Source organism: Rhizobium sp. RHZ01, from assembly GCF_014851595.1.
Lineage (GTDB): Bacteria > Pseudomonadota > Alphaproteobacteria > Rhizobiales > Rhizobiaceae > Rhizobium > Rhizobium altiplani.
This window is the reverse complement of sequence record NZ_JACUZZ010000006.1, coordinates 98,584-119,486: the sequence shown is the minus strand read 5'-3', so window position 1 is coordinate 119,486 and position 20,903 is coordinate 98,584. Positions and strand designations below refer to the sequence as shown.

Below are 20,903 nucleotides of genomic sequence, written 5' to 3'. Positions count from 1 at the left end.
CCATGCTGAAGATCATTCCGGTCGACGACGCCGAGGAGTCATACCGCGCACCTGATCTCGGCTGGGACGGTGCCGTCGGCGACGTCATCCTCAATCCGCTCTCGCATCCTGAGGCGCCTGGCGACTTGCGTTCTGAACAGGGTCTCGCGACACAAGTGCTGATCTGCCTGATGACCGATCGGCGGGTTGAGCAAAGTGAGCTGCGAGACGGTGACGAGAACCGCGGCTGGTTTGGCGACAGCTTTGACATGATGGAAGGCGAAACGCCGCTCGGCTCCCGCCTCTGGCTGCTGCGCCGCTCGGCGCTTTACCCCGGAATCGAGGTCAAGGCCGAGGACTACGCAAGAGAAGCCTTGCAGCCGCTGCTCGACCAAGGCGCCGCCACACGGGTGGAGGTGACGGCCATCGCCGGCAGCAACCGCCTCGACCTGTCCGTCTCCCTCTACGGGCAGAACGGCTCGCATGTCTACAACTCGCAATTCGAACTACTTTGGAGACAGATTGATGGCGTGGCAAATCCGCTCGCTCCCTGATGCTTCTGCTCGTGTGCGAGGTGCGTTCCGCAAGTACATGCCAGGAACAGACTCTGCGCTTCTGAACAACTTCGTGACTGTGCTCGGCAAGGTGCTTGCCGGCATGGCGCACGAGTTTGAACTGCGCATGGCTTGGCTCGCCAAACAGATGTTTCTTTCCTCCGCGACGTCGGAGCAGTTCATCATCCAGCTTTGTTCCGATGTAGGCATTTATCGAAAGGCGGCTTCCAAGGCGACCGGGCTTTCAGTGACAGGTACGGGTTTGCCGGAGGCGACCTACCCGGCAGGTATTCGCTTTATCTCGGGTAGCAACACCTATCTTTCGTCCAATCCTGCGACGGCGGACACGCTCGGCAATGTGAGTTTTCCGGTCGTTTCCGAGACGGTCGGAGCGACAGCCAACCGCGACGCAGGCGGTTTGCTCGCTCTGGCAGACCCAGTTCTTTATCCGGAGCTTTCCACCATCTGGACGGTTGGTGACGCAGGGATCGGCGGTGGCGCCGATGTCGAGAGCATCGAAGAAATGAAGGCGCGCGGTCTCTACCGCAAGCAGAACCCGCCAGGTGGCGGCAAGCTGACAGACTATGAAGATGTCGTTCTGTCGGTTCCCGGTGTGCTCAAGGCTTGGGCTTTCCGTGATCCTTATGCGCCGGGGTTTCTTGTCGTCCTCTTCCTGTTCAAGGGTCGGCCCAATCTCATACCAACGGCGGGTGACGTCCTGGTCGTGCAGTCGGCGATCGATGCGAAGCGACTGATCAGGATCGATGACAGTGTTGCAGCAGCTCCCGTCGCTTTTCCGATCGATATCACCATCAACGGTCTTAGGAGTGACACGGCTGATGTGCGCGCGGCAATCGCTGCCGGGCTGACGGACATGCTTTACGACAGAGGCAGGCCCGGCATTGCTGGCGACACCTTCACCCTGTCCTTGTCGTGGATTGAGGAAGCCATCTCGACGGCAACCGGAGAGGATCGACACGTGCTGGCGTGGCCGCTCGACGACGTCACTTTGACCAACGGGAAGTATCCAGTCCTCGGGGCAATCACCTATGGCGCGTAACAGTTATCAAAGCGTCGTCACCACAGTCGGGGCTTCACCGGCGGGAGTGATGGCGCTTCCCGATCCCTATGACGCATTGGCGAGCCCTGAAAACGACGACCTGCTCGGTGCATCGTTGTCGATGTGGCCGACTGGTGCAGCCTGGGGCACGCCGGACGGGCAAGCGATGTCGCTTTCGTCCACACTTGCCGGGCTGACGCGCGTCATGGTTGACGGCTTCGTCTGGCTCTATGGCCGCGCATGGCAGCTTGCGCGACAGGCGACGATGTCCGGCGTCAGCGAGACGCTTCCCGAATGGGAAAGGGACTATGGGCTGCCGGAGTCTTGTTTCGTTGGCACCCAGACGACAGCACAACGGCTGCAAGCGCTGGCCCGAAAGGTATCCGGCATACCCACCTTAAACCCGGCGGAGTTCGTAACGCTGGCGGCGGACTACGGCTTCACAATTGAGATCGAGGAGCCGGCGCTCTTCCGCTGCGGTTTTTCCGAGTGCGCGAGCGGCCAGCATGTCGGCGGTTACACCGACGAAACCTTTTGGATTGTCCGCGTTCCAGGACAGGGCATCTCCTATTTCGAGGCTGGCGCCGGGCGGTGTGGCGACGATCTCTTGTTCTCCTTGGGGGAGACAGCAGAACTCCTCTGCCTGCTTCGCAAATACGCTCCCGCCTGGAGCCTGCCAGTGCTCGGCGAATGGGTCGAAACGGCGCCGCTCGTTGACGAGAACGGCACGCCGCTGACCGACGAATACGGCAACGAAATTCTCATCACCCTTTAATCGCAAGGGATATCCCGCATGCAATATATCCAGCCTTTCGGAAACCCCGACACGAATGCATCCTATATCGACCGCAACAGCTCGGCTGGCCAAGCTGGTTCGGCGGTGCCGGCCGCTGCCATCGAGCATCCTATGCGCGAGATCGCCGCTGTCATCGCAGCCGGCGGCTTAACGCCGTCTAGGGCCGACTTGACGCAACTGCTGCAGGCAATCCAGCATCTGATTTCGGCGGCGACCGGTGGTGGTGACACGAGCAATTTCGTGCTGATGCCGCAGGCGCGGGCTCGCCTGCCGATCTTTCCGGAAGTGTTGACATCTGATGGCATCATTCCGGTCATCTCGCCGGCGGCCGGCGCCGTTCGGGTACCTGCAGGTTATGATTTTCTCCATCGCGGCATCTATGTCACCACGACGGCACAGACCGACTTCGCGACGGTTGCCAGTAAAACCTACCATCTGCGCTGGCGGTTATCGGGTGGCTTTGTCCTCAAAGATCTGGCGGATGTGGCCTACAATCCCTCAGCTGCGGCGGAGACTGCGGTCACCTTCGATTCGACATACGACGACATGTTAGTGGCGCGCGTCGTGACCTCCGCCGGTAACGTGCCGACGATCACCAATCTCATCAACAAGAACGTTTTGACGGCAAGTGGCGAGGCATTGGCTCCTGGTACGTTTGGAGCGGGTTTCGGCAGCTGGGAAGATGCGACTATGCCCTCGGCGATTGTCAATTTCACGCCCGTCGCAATCAACTTTGCTCGTAGGCCGGATGCGTATCTCTCGGCCTTCAACGACTTCTGGGTCAAGGATACGACAGTCGCGGCCGATGAGCGTAACGTTGGCGTTCGTGCTCGCAACCGGTACCAGGTTGAGCTTTGGGCGCAGGGGGATAGTGACATGCGCATCGCCTGGGCAGCGAGGGCGTGACCATGGGAAAAATAATCTCGGACCTGAATCCGACCATTTCCCCGTCGCGTACGCACGAACTGGCGGCGATGAAGGACAACACCACTGTCAAGCTGTCGGTGGCGCAAATTATCGGTCTCATTATCAAAGCCGATTTCATTTCGAAGTTCGGGGCGGCGGACGTCACCTTCGCGCCGGCCGGCACTATAGCAGCGGCGAATGTGCAAGCGGCACTTCAAGAGCTCGACAACGAAACTCAAGCTGCGCTTTCCGCGCTTGGGCTTGCGAGGGTTGGCGTCGTCAAGACCCAGGTCTTTAACGCGTCCGGCACGTACACCCCGGATTCTAAGCTTCTTTACGCAGTAATCGAGTGTATCGGTGCTGGCGGGGGCGCTGGCGGTGCAGCTAATAACACTCAAACCGGTGCGTGGAATGCCTCGGGCGGTGGAGGTGGCGGTGCTTACTCTCGTAAGACTGTGACAAAAGCGACCATTGGCGCCTCACAAGCCGTTACCGTGGGTGCGGCGGGTGCCAATGGCGCGGCAGGAAATAACAATGGCAACAATGGTGGAGCCTCAAGTGTGGGCACCTTGTGTGTCGCAAACGGCGGTGGGGGTGGTTTCGGCGCAGCGGATGGCGGTGCTGGCGGTTCCGGCCCCGGAGCGAGCACAACAGGCGCAGTTGGTGATATTACTTTGCAAGGCGGTAACGCTTCAAATGGTCGAAACGGGTCTGTCTCCGCATTCTTCAACGCTGGCGGTTTTGGCGGTGCCTCTCCGGTATTCGGAACGCAGACCCCAAGCGGCCCACCGGGCACACCTGGTTCCGCAGGTCGGACGCCTGGTTCAGGGGGTAGTGGAGCGTCCAGTTACAACAGCGCCGGAGCAAATGCTGGCGGAGCCGGATTCGCGGGTATCGTCATCATTACCGAATATTGCTACGCGTAAGAGGTCGCGCCATGTTCTATTGCAAAGTTGAAAATGGGGTCGTGACGAACCGGGCGGTGTTCGATGAGGAGATGCCGGACGATTGGCCCGACCGCGATACCTGGCATCAGGACGACGAAGCGCAGATCGGATGGGCTTTCGAGAACGGCGCATTTGTTGTTCCGACTTCGGAGCCTCCCACGCTTGACGATCTAAAGGCGTCGAAAGAATCGCTGACGAACGCCAGGGTCTCCGCCTTTTTGAACCAGGGCGCACCGGTTTCCAATAGCTTGCACGTTGCTCTCGACGACAGCAGCCGAGCCGACATGGGCGCCATGGCAACGACAGCCCTGGCGGCCGCTGGCGGCGCAGTGCCGTGGCCCGACAGCTATGTGCAAGGCTGGATAAGCATCGAGAATACTCGCATACCGCTTCCCACACCATCAGATGGGCTCGCATTGGCGGCTGGCGTCGGTGACTATTATGCACGGATTCGCCAAAACGGACGCACTTTGAAAGACGCGGTCATGGCGGCTGCGACTGAAGAAGCGCTCGCCGCCGTCGACCTTGATAGCGGCTGGCCGATAACCAACTGAGAGTTCAAGCCATGTTCTGGAAAATCTTCCGGCTCGCGCCGTTCTCGGTCGCGGCCTATCCCTTCCTTATGCCTATCTCTTGGCTGGTGACGCTGACCGCGTGGGCTCTGTCCCGGTGATATCAGGCATCTCCATGGCAACCGGTAAGAAGGAGGTCGGCGGCTTGCTCGCCTATCTCTACACCCACGACGCCAGCCTCGATGGCGGGATAGAGCAGTCGATCGACGGCTACGATCCGAGCGCCAAGGGCTTCAAGCTTTGGTGGCAACGGGTCTGCTGGATCTGCCGCAATCCCGGTGGCCGGTTCAATGGGTTCGTGCTCGGTTATCTTTCGGACGGCTCAAAGCTGATCTTCAAGAGCGGCGAGCCTTACCCGCCTGTGTCCTACTGGACCGTGATCGAACTGAAGAGCGGTCGCCGCATCTTTGGCTATCGGCACAAGGGCCGTTGGTTCGGGTGGAGCACGAAGCCATTGCGGGTCGCTATCTGCTCAAGGCCAAGCCTCTCTAACACCCAATACAATCTGGAGCGTCCTATGGACCGCAAGCATTTCTTCGGTGCTGTGCGAACGTCGATCTTTGGCGGCTCGCTTACGTCATTTCAAGTTCAGGGGATGGAAGCGCTGCTGGATGCCTGCGCCGAGTTGCAGGTGCCCGATCAGCGCCACGTTGCCTATATCCTCGCCACCCCAATGATCGAGACCGGCGGTTCGTTTGTGCCTGGCGTCGAAAGCCTCAACTATTCTGCCGCGGTGCTGAAGAGCAAGTTCTCGGGCCGCATATCGGCCGCGGACGCCGACCGCTTTGGACGAACGTCACAGCATCCGGCGAATCAGCTCGAGATCGCCAATCGCATCTACGGCAGTGACTGGGGTCGCATGCATCTCGGCAATAACGCAAGCACCGATGGTTGGACGTTCCGGGGTCGAGGGCTTTGCCAGATAACCGGCCGCGCGAACTACGCCAAGTTCGGCGTGGTTAGTGATCCTGATCGTGCCGCAACCCTCCCGACAGCAGCCATCATCATGGTTCGCGGGATGCGCGACGGATCGTTCACTACCAAGAAGCTGGCCGACTATTTGAATGACGCTGGCACGGACTACGTGAACGCTCGCCGCATCATCAATGGCCTGGATCGGGCGCAGGAGATCGCCGCATATGCAAAGAAGTTCGAGGCAGCGCTCCATGATTAGCTACATCAGGCGCAGCACCCTCAAGCGTGAGGCGTCCTCAATTCTCATGCTGTGGCTGCTCGGCATGTCGACCTATGTCATCATCGTCAGCAGCGAGCCGATCAAGGTTCAGATCCTTGAGAGTTTCATCTATCCGATCGGCATCATCTTCGCCGGTGCGTTCGGTCTCGACTGGATCAGCAAGCAGACGACAATCGCCGGTCCCAAGGCGACCAAGAAAGATGAGGGGGCGGGTTGATGCTTGCGTTTCTCGCCAGCCCATTGGGGAAGATCGCCGGGGTTGCTCTGATCGTCGCGGCAGCTTTCCTCGGCTTCCGCTTGTGGCTCTTCTCGCACGATAAGGCGATCCTCTCTGGATATGTCCTGCTGTCCGAGAAGACAGCGGCGGATGCAAAAGCCGCCGAGATGGAACGACAGCGCAACGCTGCCTCCCAGGCGCTGGATGATCACCGCAAACGGCTGGCTGCTGCCGAGGCTTCCGAGCAAGCTGCCAAAGATACCCTCGAGAACGAGATCAAAGCCTATGAGCTTCAGCTATCCGAGAAGAACCGTGCTTGCCTTGCTGATGCTGCCGATCGGGATTTCATCCTGCACCACTGAGCGCCTGAACAAGGCAGTGACGGCTCAGGGCCAGATCCAGGCCGGCATTGCCTTACCTGAATGGCCTGATGACTGCCGGAAGCAGGAGCCTCATGCTTCGATTGAGGTTGGCTCTGAATTGCGGTCGGTGCTTGTTCGGGAACGAGGCGCGCTCGATCGGCAGAACGCTCGGACAGGGCGCTGCGCGGCCTTATACGAAGACATCCAGACGAAGTTCGGCACTCGCTGAACCCATAGCATTTGCATTTGAAGGGGCAGGGGAATTGACGCCAACGGACGAAGGTACGATGCATCGCGAGATCGGCATGCTAACCGCAAAGGTCGACATGATCCTGGAGGGTATCCGGCGATCGGAAGAGAAGGCGGACGTCAGCCGCGCCTCGACGCATCGGCGCATGGATGAGATTGTCGACCGCGTAAGTAAGATGGAACTCTCTACGGCATCAGTTCAAGACGACGTGAAGGAAATGAAACCAACCGTCGAGGAAGTTCAGCGCTGGAAGCTGATGGGTCTTGGGGCGCTCGGCGTTATCGGTATAGCCGGTGTAGCGCTCGGCGTGACGTTCGCAGATGTAATCCGTCGCGTCTTGATGGCTGCTTTGGGCCGGTGAGTATCGAGAATTTACTGCTATTGGTAGTTGATTTTATTAGAACCACTAGCGCACTATGCGGATACATCGATAGGGGGTTTTGATGTTTCGTACTCTTCCGCTGGCAGCAGCAATCATTTTCGCGACAACTTTCCAAAGTCAGGCTGGCCTTCAAAGCTGGTCTGTCGAAAAGGAATCCGATCCCTTCTCGGGCGGCGAGAGTGTTTCGGTGAACTTCATGACAACCTTTCGCTCCGGCGTTCTCGTGCTTTGCGACAGCGCCAAGAAGGGTCTGAGGGTTCGTGCAATCCCGGGATTCGATTACGATCAGCGTCTCGCTGATTTCAAGCCGACGATGAAATTTGCATTCGACGGAAAGCTGCTCTTCACCGCTGAAGGCGAAACGGGTTCAGTCGGTAATAATCTCGCTGCATCCGAAGTCGAATTGGAAGGTGATCAGGCCAAGCTGTTTGTCGAGGCGTTCGCTTCAGCGAAGAAACAGATCGCGATTGATGACGGCATTGCCGATAAACCGCACCTTCTGACCGCCAAGGGTTCAACTACGTCTGGCTCTGCGATTGTTTCCTGTATCGAAAAGCAGGGTACCTCTTCCTGATAGTCGCACCAATCGTTTCGGCGATCGGGGTGCCATGTCTTGGCGAGCCCTTCCGCAAACGCCAACCAAAGCGTTGTCTTGTCATCTAATAGACAAATTAGAACAATCTTAAAAACGAGTCTTGACTGTCCGGATTTAATGCTCAACTGATTCGGCCAGAGGTGACGGGATGACTGAATACGTAGGTGAACATATCTCAATCCGCGACGTGTTGGTGTGCGTCGAGAAGCGCCAGGGCATCAACATGCGCCGGCACTGCACGCTAAGCGATCTGGCCTACAGCCTGCTTTACCGGTGGCCGGAAGATCATCGTGGCAAGGAATGGGTGGTTGCGCAGACCATGTGCCTTGAGGCGATGGAAGGGCACAGAGATCCAGAGCAAGCACGGGCGGCTTTCGTAGCCGCAGCGTTGGCCGCTGAGATGCTGATGGTCAAGGAAGAATACATACAGTTACGGGGCGAGAGGCGTCCCAAGGCCAATCGCGGGCAGCGGTCGCTAGACACACGGCCGTAAGCCATTGGCTGCCAGCAGCCGATCATAATAGTCCTCGACCTTCCGCATCGCCTCCCGGCCTTGGGCTTCATAGCCCTGATGCGGTAGCAGCCTCTTAGCCACTCTCGGCCCATGAGCCGACCAGAGCCACTTGCCTTTCATCGGGCCGTGCGGCTGCTTCTGAATTCGCCCAACGTCAATCTCCCCGTCAACCCCGGACCAGTCGTTATCGGTCGGCACGTCGTTGTCGTCGATCTTCGTTCGGCGCCATTTATATTTCGGATCGTAAGTGCTCATGGTCCGTAAATCTGTGAGACATCACGAAAGAAACGGATAACTATCAAAAGGGCATCTATGATGCCTCACAATTCTGCAACGTCATGATTTCGCTTACTTGTCGCACTCCGGCATGGGGCGCCATCTAAAGTGCCCTAAGACGGAAACATCTTGTCCAGTTCAGCATCAGCATCTTCGATGATGAGGTCAATCTGCAGTGCACTTCTCCGAGCCATTGAATAGAGATCATCAAGGCGCGAGTAACGAGAAGAGTAGGTATCAAAGGCAATCACATCGAGGAATGGATTGTTGTCGTCGCCGGTCCTAAGCCCTATAGAAATGCCTTCTGTTTCGTCCTCGGGTTCCTGCCACTTCCATACATGCACCCGGAATTTCCCGAATTCGGTTTTGTATTGTGTATTGGGTCCGGGCATCCACCTGATCGAGCCGTCGCGCGTCTTGTCGGACAGCTTTGGGATGAGGTCTTCAAGCGTTTTCAATTTGAATCTCCTTCCGACTTTTACCGGAAACCGCGCTTTCCCAAAGGGTCACTTCGGAAAGGAGGTCGTCTATAAGTCTATTTGCCGCTGTTTGGCTGAATTTCGGGTGGCTGATCCTGCCCCACTCGATCTGCTTATCGATTTTTCCTAGCGTTCGTTTAAGCGAATCAAGACTGTCGGCGTCCAAATCCCTAGAATTCGCGTGCAGTCTGAGTGTCCGCTTAATCGGAATGAATACGACCTGTGCAAGTCCATAGTCTCCCCGCTGAACGAGATGTGTAATGGTATTCATCTGAGCGCTTAGATAAGCGAGGTTGACGCTATCGACGTGCGCAGACAGCCTATCTACGGCGTGCTTCACATGCTCCGAGGCGCTCTTTAACTTGAGCAGCTGCCAAATTGTAACGCCGAGGCCCAAAACCCCTAGGACGAAGCCAACCCATCCGAGGACGCCCAACGTCTCGTCTGCGAGCGCGAGACATGCAATATCGTATTGTTTGCAAACGGAAATGTTCATTAAGTTAGACTTGCTGAGTGCGTTTAGGATGCATATCAGACTGCTATGCCCGCTCCAAGCGCAATGTTATCCCCACAAAGAGGTCGGCGATTTTCCATCAGCCCCTTGCCATGTTGATTTTTGTAACCTACTAGTAGGGAAAGAAAATCAACATGGCGGAAAAAGCATGATTGTTGAAACCAGCATTGTACGTGACGAGTGGAGTGTAGATGCGCGCCTTGTTGAGCTTGGCCTCGACCGGCATCTCCTTCTTGAGGTGCGCGATGTGGCGCGGAGCGCGGCGTCCAACGCTACAGATTTTCATCCAGCGAATGCTGCTGGCACATTCGCTTATCAAGAGGGATCGTGGGGCCTGCGGGACCGCTTTGTGGGCGAGGAGTGGGAAGTCGATCGCAGCGAGGGTATCGAAGCCATTCGCAACACGAAGCGTGGCCTTCGGTTGGTTTTTTCCAACGTGGACATCGCCGCTCACGATGAAAAAAAACCCAAGCCGCGCTCGCCAAAAGGCGCTGGCGCAGAACGGGCATGCATGGGCAACCTTTTCGGCGTTGATTTGCCCGAGTTTGCCAAGCTCGAAGCGGATGGCCTTGCTACGTACTATCTGATGGTCGACGAGCGCGGCGCTGCGGAGTTGACGCGTCCCGTCGTGGAGGGCCGGACCTTCAGTGCTTACGTGGAGCGCATCTATCTCTCCGATGGCTCTGACATGGAACTTGACAAACTTGCTCTGGATGATGGAGAGCGGGCAGACGATTTCGATCCGTTCGTGATCGCTCGAAGCTAGTCGGGAACGGGAATGTTCAACAGTAAAAGGCTATGTCTCGCCAGAATGCGTCGGCGGCTCACGGCAAAGGGCTTAGCCGACCTAACCAAGCTGTCAGCGATGACAATTACGCGTCTTGAGAAGGGTGACAATCAGCCCGATGAGGGTACAGTCGCTCGCATCGCCGCTGCGCTCGCCTATCCGGTAGGTTTCTTTTACGCAGACGACCCCGAAGAACTCAACACCGAAGCCGTCAGCTTTAGAAGCTTGACGAAAATGAGCGCCAGGGAACGTGATGCGGCGATTTCTGCTGGGTCGCTAGGACTGCAGCTTAGCGAATGGGTTGAGAAGCGTTTTTCCCTTCCAGCACCTAACCTATTGGACCTCAGCTACGAGACAGACGTTGAGGCTGCCGCTAGATCACTGCGAGAACATTGGGGTCTAGGTGAGAAGCCTATAGGAAATGTGATTGGCCTGTTGGAAACACAGGGCATTCGCGTTCTCTCACTCTCCGAAAATACCAGGACAGTCGATGCCTTTTCGTTTTGGCGAGATGAGCGCCCGTACATTTTTCTGAACAATTTCAAGACTGCTGAGCATAGTCTGTTCGACTCTGTGCATGAGCTAGGTCACCTAGTCTTGCATCAGCACGGTGGTCCACAAGGAAATTCGAGGGTTGCCGAGCGTGAGGCAAACGCTTTCGCCTCTGCCTTTTTGATGCCTGCGAACGACGTTCGTGCCAGAGCGCCTCGTTTCATCGATACGAGCGTTGTGATCAAGATGAAGTCGAGATGGCGAGTTTCGGCGATGGCCATGGCGTATCGCCTTCATGTTCTAGGGCGCCTGTCCGAATGGCAATATAAATCCATATGTATCGAACTGGGGAAGAGGGGATACCGAAACGGAGAGCCGAACGGTATTCAACGCGAAACTTCAATTGTCTGGAAGAAAGTGTTTGCTCAGCTTTGGCACGAGCGCGTTACGAAAAATGATATCGGTAGGGAACTTGGAATCCCCCTAGACGAACTCGATGGCCTCGTGTGGGGTCTAACGGGCATATCTGCGCCACCCCCTAAGGCAAGAGCGCTATCTGCAGTTTAACGGGCCGATTGCGGACCGTTTCAATGGACAGAAGCGGAACAGGCGCGAACAAACAAGATGCGCCTATCCCGGTTTTGCTGGGTTTTGCCGAAGCCGTCGACGTTCGGGACGGGAGGCTATCGCCGTGGCCGCTTGCTTTCTATGATTATCAAGTGGAAATTGTCGCGGGAAATTCAGAAGAGAAAAATTTGCTATATGAAGCCATTTCAGTGGACCTGCCCTTTCTGCAAGCATCACCAGGTTGCGATAGACGACACGAGCCACCACCAAGTCAGCATCTTAAGGGTCGGCCAGACGAAGCACGGCCATGTTGGGCTTGAGGTGTCTGCGCTGCGGTGCGTCAATCCCGCCTGCAACGAGATTTACGTGAAGGCGCAAATGGGGCCGTTGAGATCAAACCCGAACGGCATAATGCAGATAGCCACTCCTATACAGAGTTGGAATCTCCGGCCTGATAGTTCGTCGGTGCCTCAACCGGACTACATTCCAAGGCCGATCAGGGAAGACTACTATGAAGCGTGCCTCATTCGGGATACGAGCCCCAAGGCATCGGCGACACTAGCGCGGCGTTGCCTACAGGGAATGATCAGAGATTTCTGTGGCATAACCAAGTCACGGCTTGTTGATGAAATCAAAGAGCTGAAAAGGCAATTGGATGACGGCCATGCCCCGAAAGGGGTTGAGCCTGAGACGATCGAAGCCATCGACGCAGTCAGAGGCGTCGGGAACATCGGCGCCCATATGGAGCGCGACATCAATCAAATTGTTGAGGTCGATCCAGGGGAGGCGCAGGCGTTGATCGACCTTTTAGAAATGCTTTTTGAGGAATGGTACGTTGCACGCGAAAAGCGGTTGGAGCGACTTGCTAAGGTAAAACAAATCGCTGCCGAGAAGGAGGCCGCCTTGGCTGAAGGCAGGGCTACGTCTCAAGATCGAGGACAGAAATAAGCTGGTTCGATTTCTTAATCGCATCGAAGGCGTTGTTTTAGTCCAAAAGATACTGATACTTCGTTAGATATTCCCGCGCCCAAGGCTGCATAATATAGGGGAACGCCCCGAACGGCGCGGATATCGAGGATGCTCGAGATAAGATCCTCTTATGTTCAAGCAGGCTTACAGTGCCATTTGACAACTGCGCTGAGACTGAGGCTTCTCCGTCGTGAATAAACCGTCGTAGGACAATCTTTTCATCTGCCGTCAATTGGCGCAGCAGCCCCTTGTTTGCTTGGATGAAATACCAGTCCCAGATAGGGCGTTTCACCAAATCCCAAATTGCCCAGGCGAAATTGGTAAGGAGGGCGGCAGCAGATAGCAGGAGAAAAACACCAATCCAGATCCGATAGGTATTTCGAAATTGATCTATCCCTAGCGCCCCGGCATAGGGATCCGGCAGAAACAGGATTAAGGCCGTCGTTATGAGGATTGGCAGCGCTACCCTCGAACTGATCTGATGTGTTAGCGAAAAGATGTTCGTCAGCCAGTCCGGCATATGAGTCCCCGTGATCGTCCCTGATCAAGCGCTATCATACAAAGTCAATTGATCACAACCGAGCTTGCCAAGCAGGAAATTGGGGTTCGACTATATAGCGCGCGCTGAGCCCCAAAATGGGCCCCGAATTGAGCCACAGATTCGTTGTAGTGGGGCCAATTATTAAAGAAAAACAATTAGCGCATTCAAAGTTAAACCCTCTTCACCAGCTCCAATCTTGGGTCGAAGGCGTAATGGCATTGTTCTGCCATGCCATGCAGCGGCGTACAATGCGGGACTGCGCGGATGGCAGCGCTGAGCGTTCAGGAAAACTGGTGCTTCCAATTAGTAGGGTCAGGTCGGTGGTCCAATCACGCAGGCTGCTGGGCGATAAGTGCTCAACCGTTCCTTTTGGGTATCGCACCGGGAAGTCCCAAAACTTGGTCGGAACTAACCCCAACGTAAGTCATGCGAGCGTGTGGCGCCTTTCGTGATCTTTCGCGCATAGCAAGAAAGGTGACGTTGGTAATTCGATGAGAAGTGGTAACATGCTTTCCTGAGCACTTGGCTTCTGAGGGGGAGGGAGAATGGTTCCTCAGCTAAAACGGCACATATGGGTTATGGCGATGATAACCGCCACCACTCCATTTTTTTTCTCATCGCCAGCCCAAGCTTTCGTCGACCCTGTGACTGTAGGGATGGGAATTAGCGTCGTCCAAGGCATCGTTTCGATGGGAAACAAGGGGCCGGATCTCAATCTTGAGGCCACCCTCGCGTCATTGGAAATGTTGCGTGCCGTGCACAAGCGTCTGAATGGCATCGAGAAGGGGATCGAGACTATAATCGTTCTAGTTCAGGATTTGCCCGAGCAGACCAGAGAAATCATGAACGAAGATCGAGACATCTCCAGGTCGGAGACCGTCTTCGGCCAGCTCGACACAATGCACGGGCTCATTGATTCACTGAAGCGCGCGAAGGCTGAGGGCAAGAAGGCAAGGGCTTCGCAGCTTCAAGCAGATATCCGAACGCTTATGCTCAATCTTCGAAGCGAACGGAATGCGCTATTCAGGCGAAGTGATTTCGTCGTCCCGACAATATCAAGTGCAATGCTCATCGAAATAGCAGCGGCGCGGTCAATCAACGAGCCTGACGAAGAGATAAGCGTTATCGTTTCCGAATATGACCAGAGGTTTCGGCTGGCTGAGGGCGCAACCGTCGGAAGCCTCGTATCAATCAGAGGGCAACTTGAGGGCACACAATCGGCAGAAGAGAAGCTCATCATGGAGAGAGTTTCAGGTAAGAAGGATTCTGTAATTGAAGACGGATCTTACCCTTGGATGAGCTTCGTAAGAACAGTCACGACTCGTGAAAGGGGTAAGGTCGATTGCGGCGAACCTCGATCAGGATTACGGGTGGATAGGCCTTTAGATGGTCCCCTGCCGGGGATTGATTGCACCGGAGATATAGACGTTACCAGGCGTGTGGAGCACCAAAGTTGGAGCCGCGCGTTAAAAAAGGTGCCGATTGAAGCGGGAGATCTCTTCAAAATCGAATTGACTGAAGATGGAGGCCAGGTGATCGCTGGCGATTTGCCAGGCGCTCCCGGTACACCGGATATCAACGACGCCAGCAAACAGCATCGGACTGATCATGAGACGTTGTTGAAGGAGGTCAACCAGTTCAATTTACGAGCTGAGGCCATCCAAGGCCTTCGGGGGCTTGAGGCCGTAGTCTCGCTTAGCCGTGCACTCGCCGCGAATTGGGATAGCGGCTTGGCATCAAATCTTGCGGATCTACTAGCAGACACCAATGCGCCGAAATCCTCACTCAATAAAATTGCACAGATTGATCGCGAGATAGCGTCGGTCAAAGCCATCTCCGTTATGGAGCAGAACCGCGAGGATGCCTGGGAGGCAATCGCGGAGGCGGATGCAAAGCTTCAGGACGCGATTCAGCGGGCTAAGGCCGAGGGCTGGCGCGCCGACGTGCTGATGGGTCTTCAAGTTCTCGATCTCTCTTTGAAGACCTATCAATTAGTGGACGGCCTTCTGAGCGTACCTGAATCGGCGAAATTTACGTCGAAACCTCGTGTTTCCACGAAGAGTAAAAAGGAACGCGCTCAAATGGTTCAAAGCCCTCAGCCGCGAAATGACCGTTCAAATCGACTTACGACAATAGCGTACATAAATCAGATCTTGCTTGCAGGCGACAAAACTCCAGCCAGCGCGTGGGAGAAACTGCCGGACAATCCAACGCCGCAGGAAGCGCGCCTAATAGAGGCTATCGCCCTGCTTGATACGATGGACGCGGCAACGGCATACGGCAACGTGTCAAGTACAAGCGATGCTGATCTTTTCGCGAAGGGCGTCAGCAAGGTCAAGGAAATGGATTTTTGGGGCGCACTTTTAGTATCGGTAACTCCAAGTGAGGCCGATGCGGCCGAGCTGGATACATGGAGGACGCGAAACGAACTCAGAAGAAAAGTTAACGCGCAACTTCTCGATTATAAAGCAAAACGCATCACACAAGCTCACTAACGAGCGGAGTTTGGAACGCCTTGACCAATTTGGAGCCATCACCGGTAGCGGGATAGACGTCTGGAGGCGAGCCTTTTCCACCGCTAATCGCGAGCCAGCTCGAGCTCTTCCCACTCAAACTTGATCGATTCTAGCAGCGCTCGGCGCCGCTCCATCTCCGAGCCGTCGCCGTAGACCGGACGGCCGAACTCATGCCCCATGAGGTCGGCCTGCATCCGATCGGAGACGCCGGCGTTCTCGATGCGATCTTGAAACGTGTGGCGGAAGGAGTAGAGCGTATGAAGCCGGGTAGGGCGCAGCTCCTCCTTCTTCATCATCTTGTTGATCAGGGCAGACGCGACATCAGCTTTGTCCTGGTAGCGCGGGAAACCTTCCGGATACTGCTTCGCGGCCCATAGCGCGACGCCAACGAGCGGGATGCGGCGGATCGAATACTCCGTTTTCTGGCGCCGATCGGTGCGCTCCGCGACCTCCAGATGCGGCACCTCGTCATTGAGGACGATGTCCTGGGGGCGAAGGTTGCAGACCTCGCCGAGCCGCATACCTGTTTCGATCATGATGTAGACGATGCAGCGCGCGTCGAGGTTCATGGTCTGCAGGGCATCGGGAGCAAGGATCTTGCTCTGTATCCAGTCGACTGAGAAGGGCCGGCGCTTGTCGAGCTTGTTGGCGTTGGTTTCCTTAATCCGGCTTTTTGTCCAGACTTCCTTGTAGTTCGTGTGCAGTGCTTCATCGATCACCGTCAGCATGCCGAGCATGTCGCTGAAGCTGCGATTCGCCGTATAAGCCTTCAGGTTCTCTGTCTTCACCTTCTGGGTCCACCAGCTGCGGTAGCGGAGAATGTCAGCGCGAACGATCCGGCCAAGCTCCATGTCTTCGCCAAGTTGGCTCTTGGCGTATTCGATTGCACGCAGGCGTGAGTTCTTGTGCTTGCGCAACTGGTCGGGAGACATACCTGTCATCCCCGCCTCGTTATGCTCCTCGTAGAGCGTCCAGACATCGTTCAGGGTAGGGGCGGGCTCGTCGGCCGTTCCCATGACCGCGTCCACAATCGTCTCGGACTGGCCGAAGGCATCTTCGGCCACCGCGATGCGACGCTCGAACTCGACGAGGTCAGCTTCTCCGACGTCGGCCGCCGGCTTGTAGGTGAACCCGAGCGATTGGGCTGCCTTCAGTGCGGCCTCGTATCGCGCCACAGACGATTCCTTGCCCTCGCCATGCAGAAGGGCTTTCCAAAGCGTCTCAAGCGCCTGGTGGACGTCCTCGGCGCGGCTGAGCGCTTCCTTGTGGTTCTTCGTCTTCAGGGATTGCTTGACGTGAACGCGGCGATCGAGCGGCGCGACCTCGATCGGAACGCGTCTGTAGTACCGATAAATGCCGCTGGTGGGGTGTTTGACCACGTATCGCGAGATATCGTCATTGGCCATGAGGGGTGGCTTCCTTCGGCTTTAGTCCCGATGTAGTCCGCAATGTATCCCAAAATGTAGCCAAAACAGCAAGAGGCGGGCAAATGCAGCTCTTGATCCAGCTCGATGGCGTGACGCTAAGTGTTTGTAAACGCAGGAAAAAAGAAGGGCTGCGCTTGTGACGCAGCCCTTTTGAATCTGGCTCCCCGGGCCGGATTCGAACCGGCGACCTGTCGATTAACAGTCGAATGCTCTACCGCTGAGCTACCAGGGATCACCGCTCGCCGCGGTGTGAGTGGCCTAATACAAATGCTTGCCCGATTTGCCAAGCGGTTTTTTCAAAAAAATGACATCCGCTTGTATTCGTTCTGTATAACCCCATCTCCTGTGGATGACTGAAGCACATGATACCACTGGAAAACCGGCCGCCAAGCGATTTGGCATCGACCACACCACGGGCCGTCTCATTCTGGGGTCCGTAAGTTTCCCATTCCCGCGGTCGCGCCTTGCCCGGATGTCGATCGGCGTTGTGCTGATCCTGGGCGGTTTTTTGGGATTCCTGCCCGTCCTCGGCTTCTGGATGCTTCCGCTGGGGTTCCTTATTCTATCGCACGACCTTCCTCTCGTCCGGCGGATGCGGCGGCGATTGTCCGTCTGGTGGAAGAAGGGGCGGAAACCCGCCCCTTGATCAGCTGAACAGGCCTGCAGCCCAGTAGAAGAATGCGGAAATGAGTGCCGCTGCCGGAAGCGTAATGACCCAGGCGACGACGATGTTGCCCGCCAGGCCCCAGCGGACGGCTGAAACGCGCCGTGCCGCGCCAACGCCGATGATGGCGCCGGTGATCGTGTGCGTCGTGGAAACAGGGATGCCGAGCCACGTGGCCGCAAAGAGCGTCAGCGCGCCGCCGGTCTCCGCGCAGAATCCCTGCATCGGGTTAAGGCGGGTTATCTTCGATCCCATCGTGTGAACGATTCGCCAGCCGCCGAAGAGCGTTCCCATTGCCATGGCTGTCTGACAGGACAGGACCACCCAGAGCGGTACGTGGAAGGTTCCGCCGAGATAACCCTGCGAATAGAGGAGCACTGCTATGATGCCCATTGTCTTCTGCGCATCATTGCCGCCATGGCCCAGCGAGTAGAGAGAGGCGGAAACGAACTGCATGAGGCGGAACGTCCGATCGACGGCGAACGGCGTTTGCCGAACGAAGATCCAGGAAACGGCAAGAACGAGGAAGAGCGCCAGGATGAAGCCGATCAGCGGCGACATGACGATCGCGCCGGCTGTTTTTAGCAATCCGCCCCATACGATCGAGCTGAAGCCGACCTTTGCGAGGCCAGCGCCTACCAGCCCGCCGACCAGCGCATGGGAGGAACTGGAGGGGATACCGAAGATCCAGGTGACGATATTCCAGATGATTGCGCCCATCAGCGCCGAGAAGATCACCAGCGGCGTCACGATGTTGGGATCGATGATGCCCGTCCCCAAGGTCTCAGCCACGTGCAGGCCGAAGAACAGGAACGCGATGAAATTGAAGAAAGCGGCCCAGACGACCGCGTGGTGCGGCCTGAGCACACGCGTCGAAACGATCGTCGCGATCGAGTTCGCGGTATCGTGCAGGCCGTTCAGAAAGTCGAAGAAGAGAGCGACCGCGATGAGAGCCGCCAGCAATGGAAAGGCGAGGGTGGCGTCCATCTAGACGTTCTCGATCACGATGCCGCTGATTTCATTGGCAACGTCCTCGAAGCGATCGACGACCTTCTCGAGTTCGCCGTAGATTTCGCTGCCAATGATATAGGCCATCGCATTCGACGCGCCATGCCGTACGAAGAGTCCCTTCAAACCATTGTCGTGCAGTTCGTCGGAGCGTCCTTCGACGCGGGTGACTTCCTCGGTGATCGCCATCAGGCGCGGGGCATTGGAGTTGATGCGGCTGAGCAGGGGGACCGCCTCGGCTATGAGGTGTGCTGCCTGGACGATCGCCGCTCCCATTTCCTGCATGCGCGGATCGAATTCGGTTTGCTCGAAGAGACGGATCGTCTTGACGGTCTTATGCATCATGTCGATCGCATCATCCATCGACTGGATCAGATCCTTGATATCAACACGGTCGAAAGGCGTGATGAAGCTCCGGCGGACCGCAAGCAGCACCTCGCGCGTGATGTTGTCGGCATCGTTTTCGAGCGCGACGATCCGGTCGCAATGGTGTTCGATATCCTTGCCTGCAAGCAATTCGTTGAGCGCTTCCGCCGCGCCGACGATTGTTCGGGAGTGCTGTGCAAAGAGATCAAAGAACTGATCCTCGCGAGGAAGAAGTTTACGAAACCAGCTGAGCATTCCATCCATCCATAGCTATTTTTGAAGGTCGTCATAAAATAGCGGGACTTGCAATAAAAGTGTCACAATTGCACCAGCCGCGATTCTTTTCGCCCGGAGATGGAAGGCGTAAGGCGGAACTTGGAAGCTTTTTGGACGTTATTATCCTGAGCGTTCTTCACGCGAAGTGCGTACGAAATTAGAAGGTGCCGGAATGAAAAAACTTGCGGTATTGATGTTGGCAATTGCGACGAGCCTCGCTGGCGTCGGTCCGTCTTTTGCCGAAAACTCAGGCGATGAGCATTCCGCTCAGAGTCGCGGTGGGTTTGGAGATTCCGGCGTCAGAAACAGCCGCGGCTTCGACCGCTGCAACATCTATCGTTGTGGCGGCTACCGCCATGGCCACTACGGGAATCGCGACTACGGAAATCGGTACTACGGAAATCGCTATTATCGCGACAGCTACTACCGCAACGATTACAACGATACTGGCGCGCTGCTCGGCGGTCTTGCTGCCGGCGCACTCATCGGCGGTCTGATCGCTTCGCAGCCGCAGGCCAGACCGGTGGGCAATTCGCACGTCGACTGGTGTTACAGCCGCTACCGGTCCTATCGGGCCTATGACAACACCTATCAGCCCTATTACGGTCCGCGGCGGCAGTGCTATTCGCCCTACTAGTGGTTGATTACGGAACCGGCGGCATGACGATCCAAAATACCGCCGGTTTTTCAACTACCCCCTTGCACTCGATTTCTATTCATTCTAAATGCCCGCCAACGCTTCGGTCATGAAGCGTCGTGAGGCCTCGTGGCGGAGTGGTGACGCAGAGGACTGCAAATCCTTGTACCCCGGTTCAATTCCGGGCGAGGCCTCCAAACCTTCCCATACATTCTGCAGTCATTGATTTTGCGGCTGTGTTTCCCACAGTGCCGCGGTGTTGTGGTCGCGTCTTCAGGCCGCCATTCGGTCGACAACAGCGGCGAATTCAACGTGCTGGTTTCATCCGACGAAACTTCGAGCCTAACCTCGGCAACCACCTACTCCAATCGGATTAGGACCTAGGTCCGTCTAGGATAGCCCCTGCTACGGGGCTATTGTGTCTCTTGCAAGTCTGCGGAGGACGGTGGGGCTTTGAGGCACCGGACCCACTTGCTGAACAGGTCCATTGCCCGTGGCAGACTCGGCGGGGGTATGTTCACTGTCCCGAAATGCTGGAGGGGCTAGCCAAGTAGGCTGGCCCTCCCGGCTTCTGGGTTGCCGCCTCGACGTAAGAGCCTTCAGTGTCGACAGCACTCTCTTTGTTGCGTCCGTTCCCGCGCCGCCAAGTTCACCTGCTTTGGCAATTGCTCCATCGGCATAGTGAGAATCCACACAACACTAGCGCTGGCGCATGTCTTCCATACCCAAATCGTCGGATTGCCGAATTTTCGATAGGCCCTAAGCTTTGTGTTGAGTTGTTAGGAGCGCCTCCCATGCCGGCGACCCAAATGCCGCAATTGATCTTTGCCCTGAGCGTGGCGCGGGAAATGGCGAAGCGCGAGCGGCACGCCGACGTGCTGGTGATACTGATCGACGAGGCCCTGAAAGAGGCAAAGGAAGAAGCGCTGCGCTACGGCATTCTCGTCGACATAGAAGAGGAAACGGAACTGCAATAGGCCCGCCGGGCGGCCCCGGCCGCGGCTATCAAGGGCCCCGGCCGGGTTGTCGACCGGGGAGGGGCTGGGGAGGCTCCA

Annotated in this window: 26 protein-coding genes and 2 tRNA genes; 20 read left to right on the top strand and 8 right to left on the bottom strand. The window is 56.6% G+C overall.

The window, feature by feature from the left end:
• Positions 1-2: 2 nt before the first annotated feature.
• From IB248_RS09190 to IB248_RS09135, 12 genes are all read left to right on the top strand, one after another.
• On the top strand, positions 3-533 hold the full coding sequence (locus IB248_RS09190) for a phage GP46 family protein (RefSeq protein ID WP_169683969.1): 531 nt from the start codon (positions 3-5) through the stop codon (positions 531-533).
• Positions 505-1,593 (top strand): baseplate J/gp47 family protein, encoded by a 1,089-nt coding sequence (locus tag IB248_RS09185; RefSeq protein ID WP_169683968.1) that lies wholly within the window; start codon positions 505-507, stop codon positions 1,591-1,593. Before IB248_RS09190 ends, IB248_RS09185 begins: the two co-directional genes overlap by 29 nt.
• The gene (locus tag IB248_RS09180) at positions 1,583-2,368 is read left to right on the top strand and encodes a putative phage tail protein (RefSeq protein WP_169683967.1); all 786 of its coding nucleotides are present in this window, start codon (positions 1,583-1,585) and stop codon (positions 2,366-2,368) included. Before IB248_RS09185 ends, IB248_RS09180 begins: the two co-directional genes overlap by 11 nt.
• 18 nt (positions 2,369-2,386) lie before the next feature.
• Positions 2,387-3,295 carry a hypothetical protein gene (locus IB248_RS09175; RefSeq protein ID WP_169683966.1) on the top strand — a complete coding sequence of 303 codons (909 nt, stop codon included), beginning with the start codon at positions 2,387-2,389 and terminating at the stop codon, positions 3,293-3,295.
• Between the two features lie 2 nt (positions 3,296-3,297).
• Entirely contained in the window at positions 3,298-4,221 is a 924-nt protein-coding gene (locus IB248_RS09170) for a glycine-rich domain-containing protein (RefSeq protein WP_169683964.1), read from the top strand.
• A gap of 11 nt (positions 4,222-4,232) precedes the next feature.
• Complete coding sequence (locus IB248_RS09165) at positions 4,233-4,796, top strand: hypothetical protein (RefSeq protein WP_169683963.1); 564 nt, start codon at positions 4,233-4,235, stop codon at positions 4,794-4,796.
• 133 nt (positions 4,797-4,929) lie between these two features.
• Positions 4,930-5,988, top strand: a complete 1,059-nt coding sequence (locus IB248_RS31650; RefSeq protein ID WP_246733837.1) for a hypothetical protein — start codon at positions 4,930-4,932, stop codon at positions 5,986-5,988.
• Positions 5,981-6,226, top strand: a complete 246-nt coding sequence (locus IB248_RS09155; RefSeq protein WP_169683962.1) for a hypothetical protein — start codon at positions 5,981-5,983, stop codon at positions 6,224-6,226. Before IB248_RS31650 ends, IB248_RS09155 begins: the two co-directional genes overlap by 8 nt.
• The gene (locus IB248_RS09150) at positions 6,226-6,588 is read left to right on the top strand and encodes a hypothetical protein (protein ID WP_169683961.1); all 363 of its coding nucleotides are present in this window, start codon (positions 6,226-6,228) and stop codon (positions 6,586-6,588) included. Before IB248_RS09155 ends, IB248_RS09150 begins: the two co-directional genes overlap by 1 nt.
• Before the next feature lie 287 nt (positions 6,589-6,875).
• Positions 6,876-7,199 carry a DUF1515 family protein gene (locus IB248_RS09145; RefSeq protein WP_169684004.1) on the top strand — a complete coding sequence of 108 codons (324 nt, stop codon included), beginning with the start codon at positions 6,876-6,878 and terminating at the stop codon, positions 7,197-7,199.
• Positions 7,200-7,281: 82 nt separating this feature from the next.
• Positions 7,282-7,794, top strand: coding sequence for a hypothetical protein (locus IB248_RS09140; protein ID WP_169683960.1), 513 nt, complete (start codon positions 7,282-7,284; stop codon positions 7,792-7,794).
• A gap of 169 nt (positions 7,795-7,963) precedes the next feature.
• The gene (locus IB248_RS09135; protein WP_169683959.1) at positions 7,964-8,308 is read left to right on the top strand and encodes a DUF982 domain-containing protein; all 345 of its coding nucleotides are present in this window, start codon (positions 7,964-7,966) and stop codon (positions 8,306-8,308) included.
• Here the strand turns inward: IB248_RS09135 and IB248_RS09130 are convergent.
• From IB248_RS09130 to IB248_RS09120, 3 genes are all read right to left on the bottom strand, one after another.
• Positions 8,291-8,584, bottom strand: a complete 294-nt coding sequence (locus IB248_RS09130) for a hypothetical protein (RefSeq protein WP_169683958.1) — start codon at positions 8,582-8,584, stop codon at positions 8,291-8,293. The two genes, IB248_RS09135 and IB248_RS09130, sit on opposite strands and share 18 nt — an antisense overlap.
• 134 nt (positions 8,585-8,718) lie before the next feature.
• Positions 8,719-9,063 carry a hypothetical protein gene (locus tag IB248_RS09125; protein ID WP_169683957.1) on the bottom strand — a complete coding sequence of 115 codons (345 nt, stop codon included), beginning with the start codon at positions 9,061-9,063 and terminating at the stop codon, positions 8,719-8,721.
• The gene (locus IB248_RS09120; protein WP_169683956.1) at positions 9,050-9,580 is read right to left on the bottom strand and encodes a hypothetical protein; all 531 of its coding nucleotides are present in this window, start codon (positions 9,578-9,580) and stop codon (positions 9,050-9,052) included. The genes IB248_RS09125 and IB248_RS09120 overlap by 14 nt, the downstream gene beginning before the upstream one ends.
• A gap of 166 nt (positions 9,581-9,746) precedes the next feature.
• Here IB248_RS09120 and IB248_RS09115 point away from each other — a divergent pair, with 166 nt between their 5' ends.
• Genes IB248_RS09115 through IB248_RS32370 form a run of 3 tightly spaced genes read left to right on the top strand, consistent with a single transcriptional unit; the run spans position 9,747 to position 12,392 of the window.
• On the top strand, positions 9,747-10,364 hold the full coding sequence (locus IB248_RS09115) for a hypothetical protein (protein WP_169683955.1): 618 nt from the start codon (positions 9,747-9,749) through the stop codon (positions 10,362-10,364).
• A gap of 12 nt (positions 10,365-10,376) precedes the next feature.
• On the top strand, positions 10,377-11,444 hold the full coding sequence (locus IB248_RS09110; protein WP_169683954.1) for an ImmA/IrrE family metallo-endopeptidase: 1,068 nt from the start codon (positions 10,377-10,379) through the stop codon (positions 11,442-11,444).
• Between the two features lie 57 nt (positions 11,445-11,501).
• A complete protein-coding gene (locus IB248_RS32370) occupies positions 11,502-12,392 on the top strand; it encodes a DUF4145 domain-containing protein (protein ID WP_348644152.1) in 891 nt (296 codons plus the stop codon).
• A 37-nt stretch (positions 12,393-12,429) separates the two neighbouring features.
• Here the strand turns inward: IB248_RS32370 and IB248_RS09100 are convergent, their stop codons facing one another.
• On the bottom strand, positions 12,430-12,933 hold the full coding sequence (locus tag IB248_RS09100; protein ID WP_169683953.1) for a super-infection exclusion protein B: 504 nt from the start codon (positions 12,931-12,933) through the stop codon (positions 12,430-12,432).
• Between the two features lie 605 nt (positions 12,934-13,538).
• On the opposite strand from IB248_RS09100, the gene IB248_RS09095 reads away from it, so the two are divergent.
• Complete coding sequence (locus IB248_RS09095; protein ID WP_192240739.1) at positions 13,539-15,449, top strand: hypothetical protein; 1,911 nt, start codon at positions 13,539-13,541, stop codon at positions 15,447-15,449.
• A gap of 83 nt (positions 15,450-15,532) precedes the next feature.
• Here IB248_RS09095 and IB248_RS09090 read toward each other — a convergent pair whose 3' ends face one another.
• Complete coding sequence (locus IB248_RS09090; protein ID WP_169683951.1) at positions 15,533-16,876, bottom strand: site-specific integrase; 1,344 nt, start codon at positions 16,874-16,876, stop codon at positions 15,533-15,535.
• A gap of 178 nt (positions 16,877-17,054) precedes the next feature.
• Positions 17,055-17,129: transfer RNA gene (locus tag IB248_RS09085), tRNA-Asn, on the bottom strand.
• Positions 17,130-17,246: 117 nt separating this feature from the next.
• Between IB248_RS09085 and IB248_RS31640 the strand changes: the two genes are divergently transcribed.
• Complete coding sequence (locus IB248_RS31640) at positions 17,247-17,543, top strand: hypothetical protein (protein WP_025659101.1); 297 nt, start codon at positions 17,247-17,249, stop codon at positions 17,541-17,543.
• Here IB248_RS31640 and IB248_RS09080 read toward each other — a convergent pair whose 3' ends face one another.
• Entirely contained in the window at positions 17,544-18,548 is a 1,005-nt protein-coding gene (locus tag IB248_RS09080) for an inorganic phosphate transporter (protein ID WP_018859404.1), read from the bottom strand. It lies immediately after the preceding gene.
• Positions 18,549-19,190 carry a DUF47 family protein gene (locus IB248_RS09075; RefSeq protein WP_113470110.1) on the bottom strand — a complete coding sequence of 214 codons (642 nt, stop codon included), beginning with the start codon at positions 19,188-19,190 and terminating at the stop codon, positions 18,549-18,551.
• A 193-nt stretch (positions 19,191-19,383) separates the two neighbouring features.
• On the opposite strand from IB248_RS09075, the gene IB248_RS09070 reads away from it, so the two are divergent.
• From IB248_RS09070 to IB248_RS09060, 3 genes are all read left to right on the top strand, one after another.
• On the top strand, positions 19,384-19,848 hold the full coding sequence (locus IB248_RS09070; protein WP_192240738.1) for a BA14K family protein: 465 nt from the start codon (positions 19,384-19,386) through the stop codon (positions 19,846-19,848).
• A gap of 123 nt (positions 19,849-19,971) precedes the next feature.
• Positions 19,972-20,045, top strand: a tRNA-Cys gene (locus tag IB248_RS09065).
• Between the two features lie 597 nt (positions 20,046-20,642).
• Positions 20,643-20,825, top strand: a complete 183-nt coding sequence (locus IB248_RS09060; RefSeq protein ID WP_018859401.1) for a hypothetical protein — start codon at positions 20,643-20,645, stop codon at positions 20,823-20,825.
• Positions 20,826-20,903: the final 78 nt, after the last annotated feature.

Bases quoted from the DNA above. Each gene is read 5' to 3' on its own strand.
- IB248_RS09180 (WP_169683967.1), top strand. From the start codon at position 1,583: ATGGCGCGTAACAGTTATCAAAGCGTCGTCACCACAGTCGGGGCTTCA.
- IB248_RS09120 (WP_169683956.1), bottom strand. From the start codon at position 9,580: ATGAACATTTCCGTTTGCAAACAATACGATATTGCATGTCTCGCGCTC.
- IB248_RS09060 (WP_018859401.1), top strand. From the start codon at position 20,643: ATGCCGGCGACCCAAATGCCGCAATTGATCTTTGCCCTGAGCGTGGCG.
- IB248_RS09100 (WP_169683953.1), bottom strand. From the start codon at position 12,933: ATGCCGGACTGGCTGACGAACATCTTTTCGCTAACACATCAGATCAGT.
- IB248_RS09140 (WP_169683960.1), top strand. From the start codon at position 7,282: ATGTTTCGTACTCTTCCGCTGGCAGCAGCAATCATTTTCGCGACAACT.
- IB248_RS09155 (WP_169683962.1), top strand. From the start codon at position 5,981: ATGATTAGCTACATCAGGCGCAGCACCCTCAAGCGTGAGGCGTCCTCA.
- IB248_RS09175 (WP_169683966.1), top strand. From the start codon at position 2,387: ATGCAATATATCCAGCCTTTCGGAAACCCCGACACGAATGCATCCTAT.
- IB248_RS09115 (WP_169683955.1), top strand. From the start codon at position 9,747: ATGATTGTTGAAACCAGCATTGTACGTGACGAGTGGAGTGTAGATGCG.
- IB248_RS09075 (WP_113470110.1), bottom strand. From the start codon at position 19,190: ATGCTCAGCTGGTTTCGTAAACTTCTTCCTCGCGAGGATCAGTTCTTT.
- IB248_RS31650 (WP_246733837.1), top strand. From the start codon at position 4,930: ATGGCAACCGGTAAGAAGGAGGTCGGCGGCTTGCTCGCCTATCTCTAC.
- IB248_RS09130 (WP_169683958.1), bottom strand. From the start codon at position 8,584: ATGAGCACTTACGATCCGAAATATAAATGGCGCCGAACGAAGATCGAC.
- IB248_RS09080 (WP_018859404.1), bottom strand. From the start codon at position 18,548: ATGGACGCCACCCTCGCCTTTCCATTGCTGGCGGCTCTCATCGCGGTC.
- IB248_RS09070 (WP_192240738.1), top strand. From the start codon at position 19,384: ATGAAAAAACTTGCGGTATTGATGTTGGCAATTGCGACGAGCCTCGCT.
- IB248_RS31640 (WP_025659101.1), top strand. From the start codon at position 17,247: ATGACTGAAGCACATGATACCACTGGAAAACCGGCCGCCAAGCGATTT.
- IB248_RS32370 (WP_348644152.1), top strand. From the start codon at position 11,502: ATGCGCCTATCCCGGTTTTGCTGGGTTTTGCCGAAGCCGTCGACGTTC.
- IB248_RS09090 (WP_169683951.1), bottom strand. From the start codon at position 16,876: ATGGCCAATGACGATATCTCGCGATACGTGGTCAAACACCCCACCAGC.
- IB248_RS09095 (WP_192240739.1), top strand. From the start codon at position 13,539: ATGATAACCGCCACCACTCCATTTTTTTTCTCATCGCCAGCCCAAGCT.
- IB248_RS09110 (WP_169683954.1), top strand. From the start codon at position 10,377: ATGTTCAACAGTAAAAGGCTATGTCTCGCCAGAATGCGTCGGCGGCTC.
- IB248_RS09135 (WP_169683959.1), top strand. From the start codon at position 7,964: ATGACTGAATACGTAGGTGAACATATCTCAATCCGCGACGTGTTGGTG.
- IB248_RS09170 (WP_169683964.1), top strand. From the start codon at position 3,298: ATGGGAAAAATAATCTCGGACCTGAATCCGACCATTTCCCCGTCGCGT.
- IB248_RS09145 (WP_169684004.1), top strand. From the start codon at position 6,876: ATGCATCGCGAGATCGGCATGCTAACCGCAAAGGTCGACATGATCCTG.
- IB248_RS09150 (WP_169683961.1), top strand. From the start codon at position 6,226: ATGCTTGCGTTTCTCGCCAGCCCATTGGGGAAGATCGCCGGGGTTGCT.
- IB248_RS09165 (WP_169683963.1), top strand. From the start codon at position 4,233: ATGTTCTATTGCAAAGTTGAAAATGGGGTCGTGACGAACCGGGCGGTG.
- IB248_RS09185 (WP_169683968.1), top strand. From the start codon at position 505: ATGGCGTGGCAAATCCGCTCGCTCCCTGATGCTTCTGCTCGTGTGCGA.
- IB248_RS09190 (WP_169683969.1), top strand. From the start codon at position 3: ATGCTGAAGATCATTCCGGTCGACGACGCCGAGGAGTCATACCGCGCA.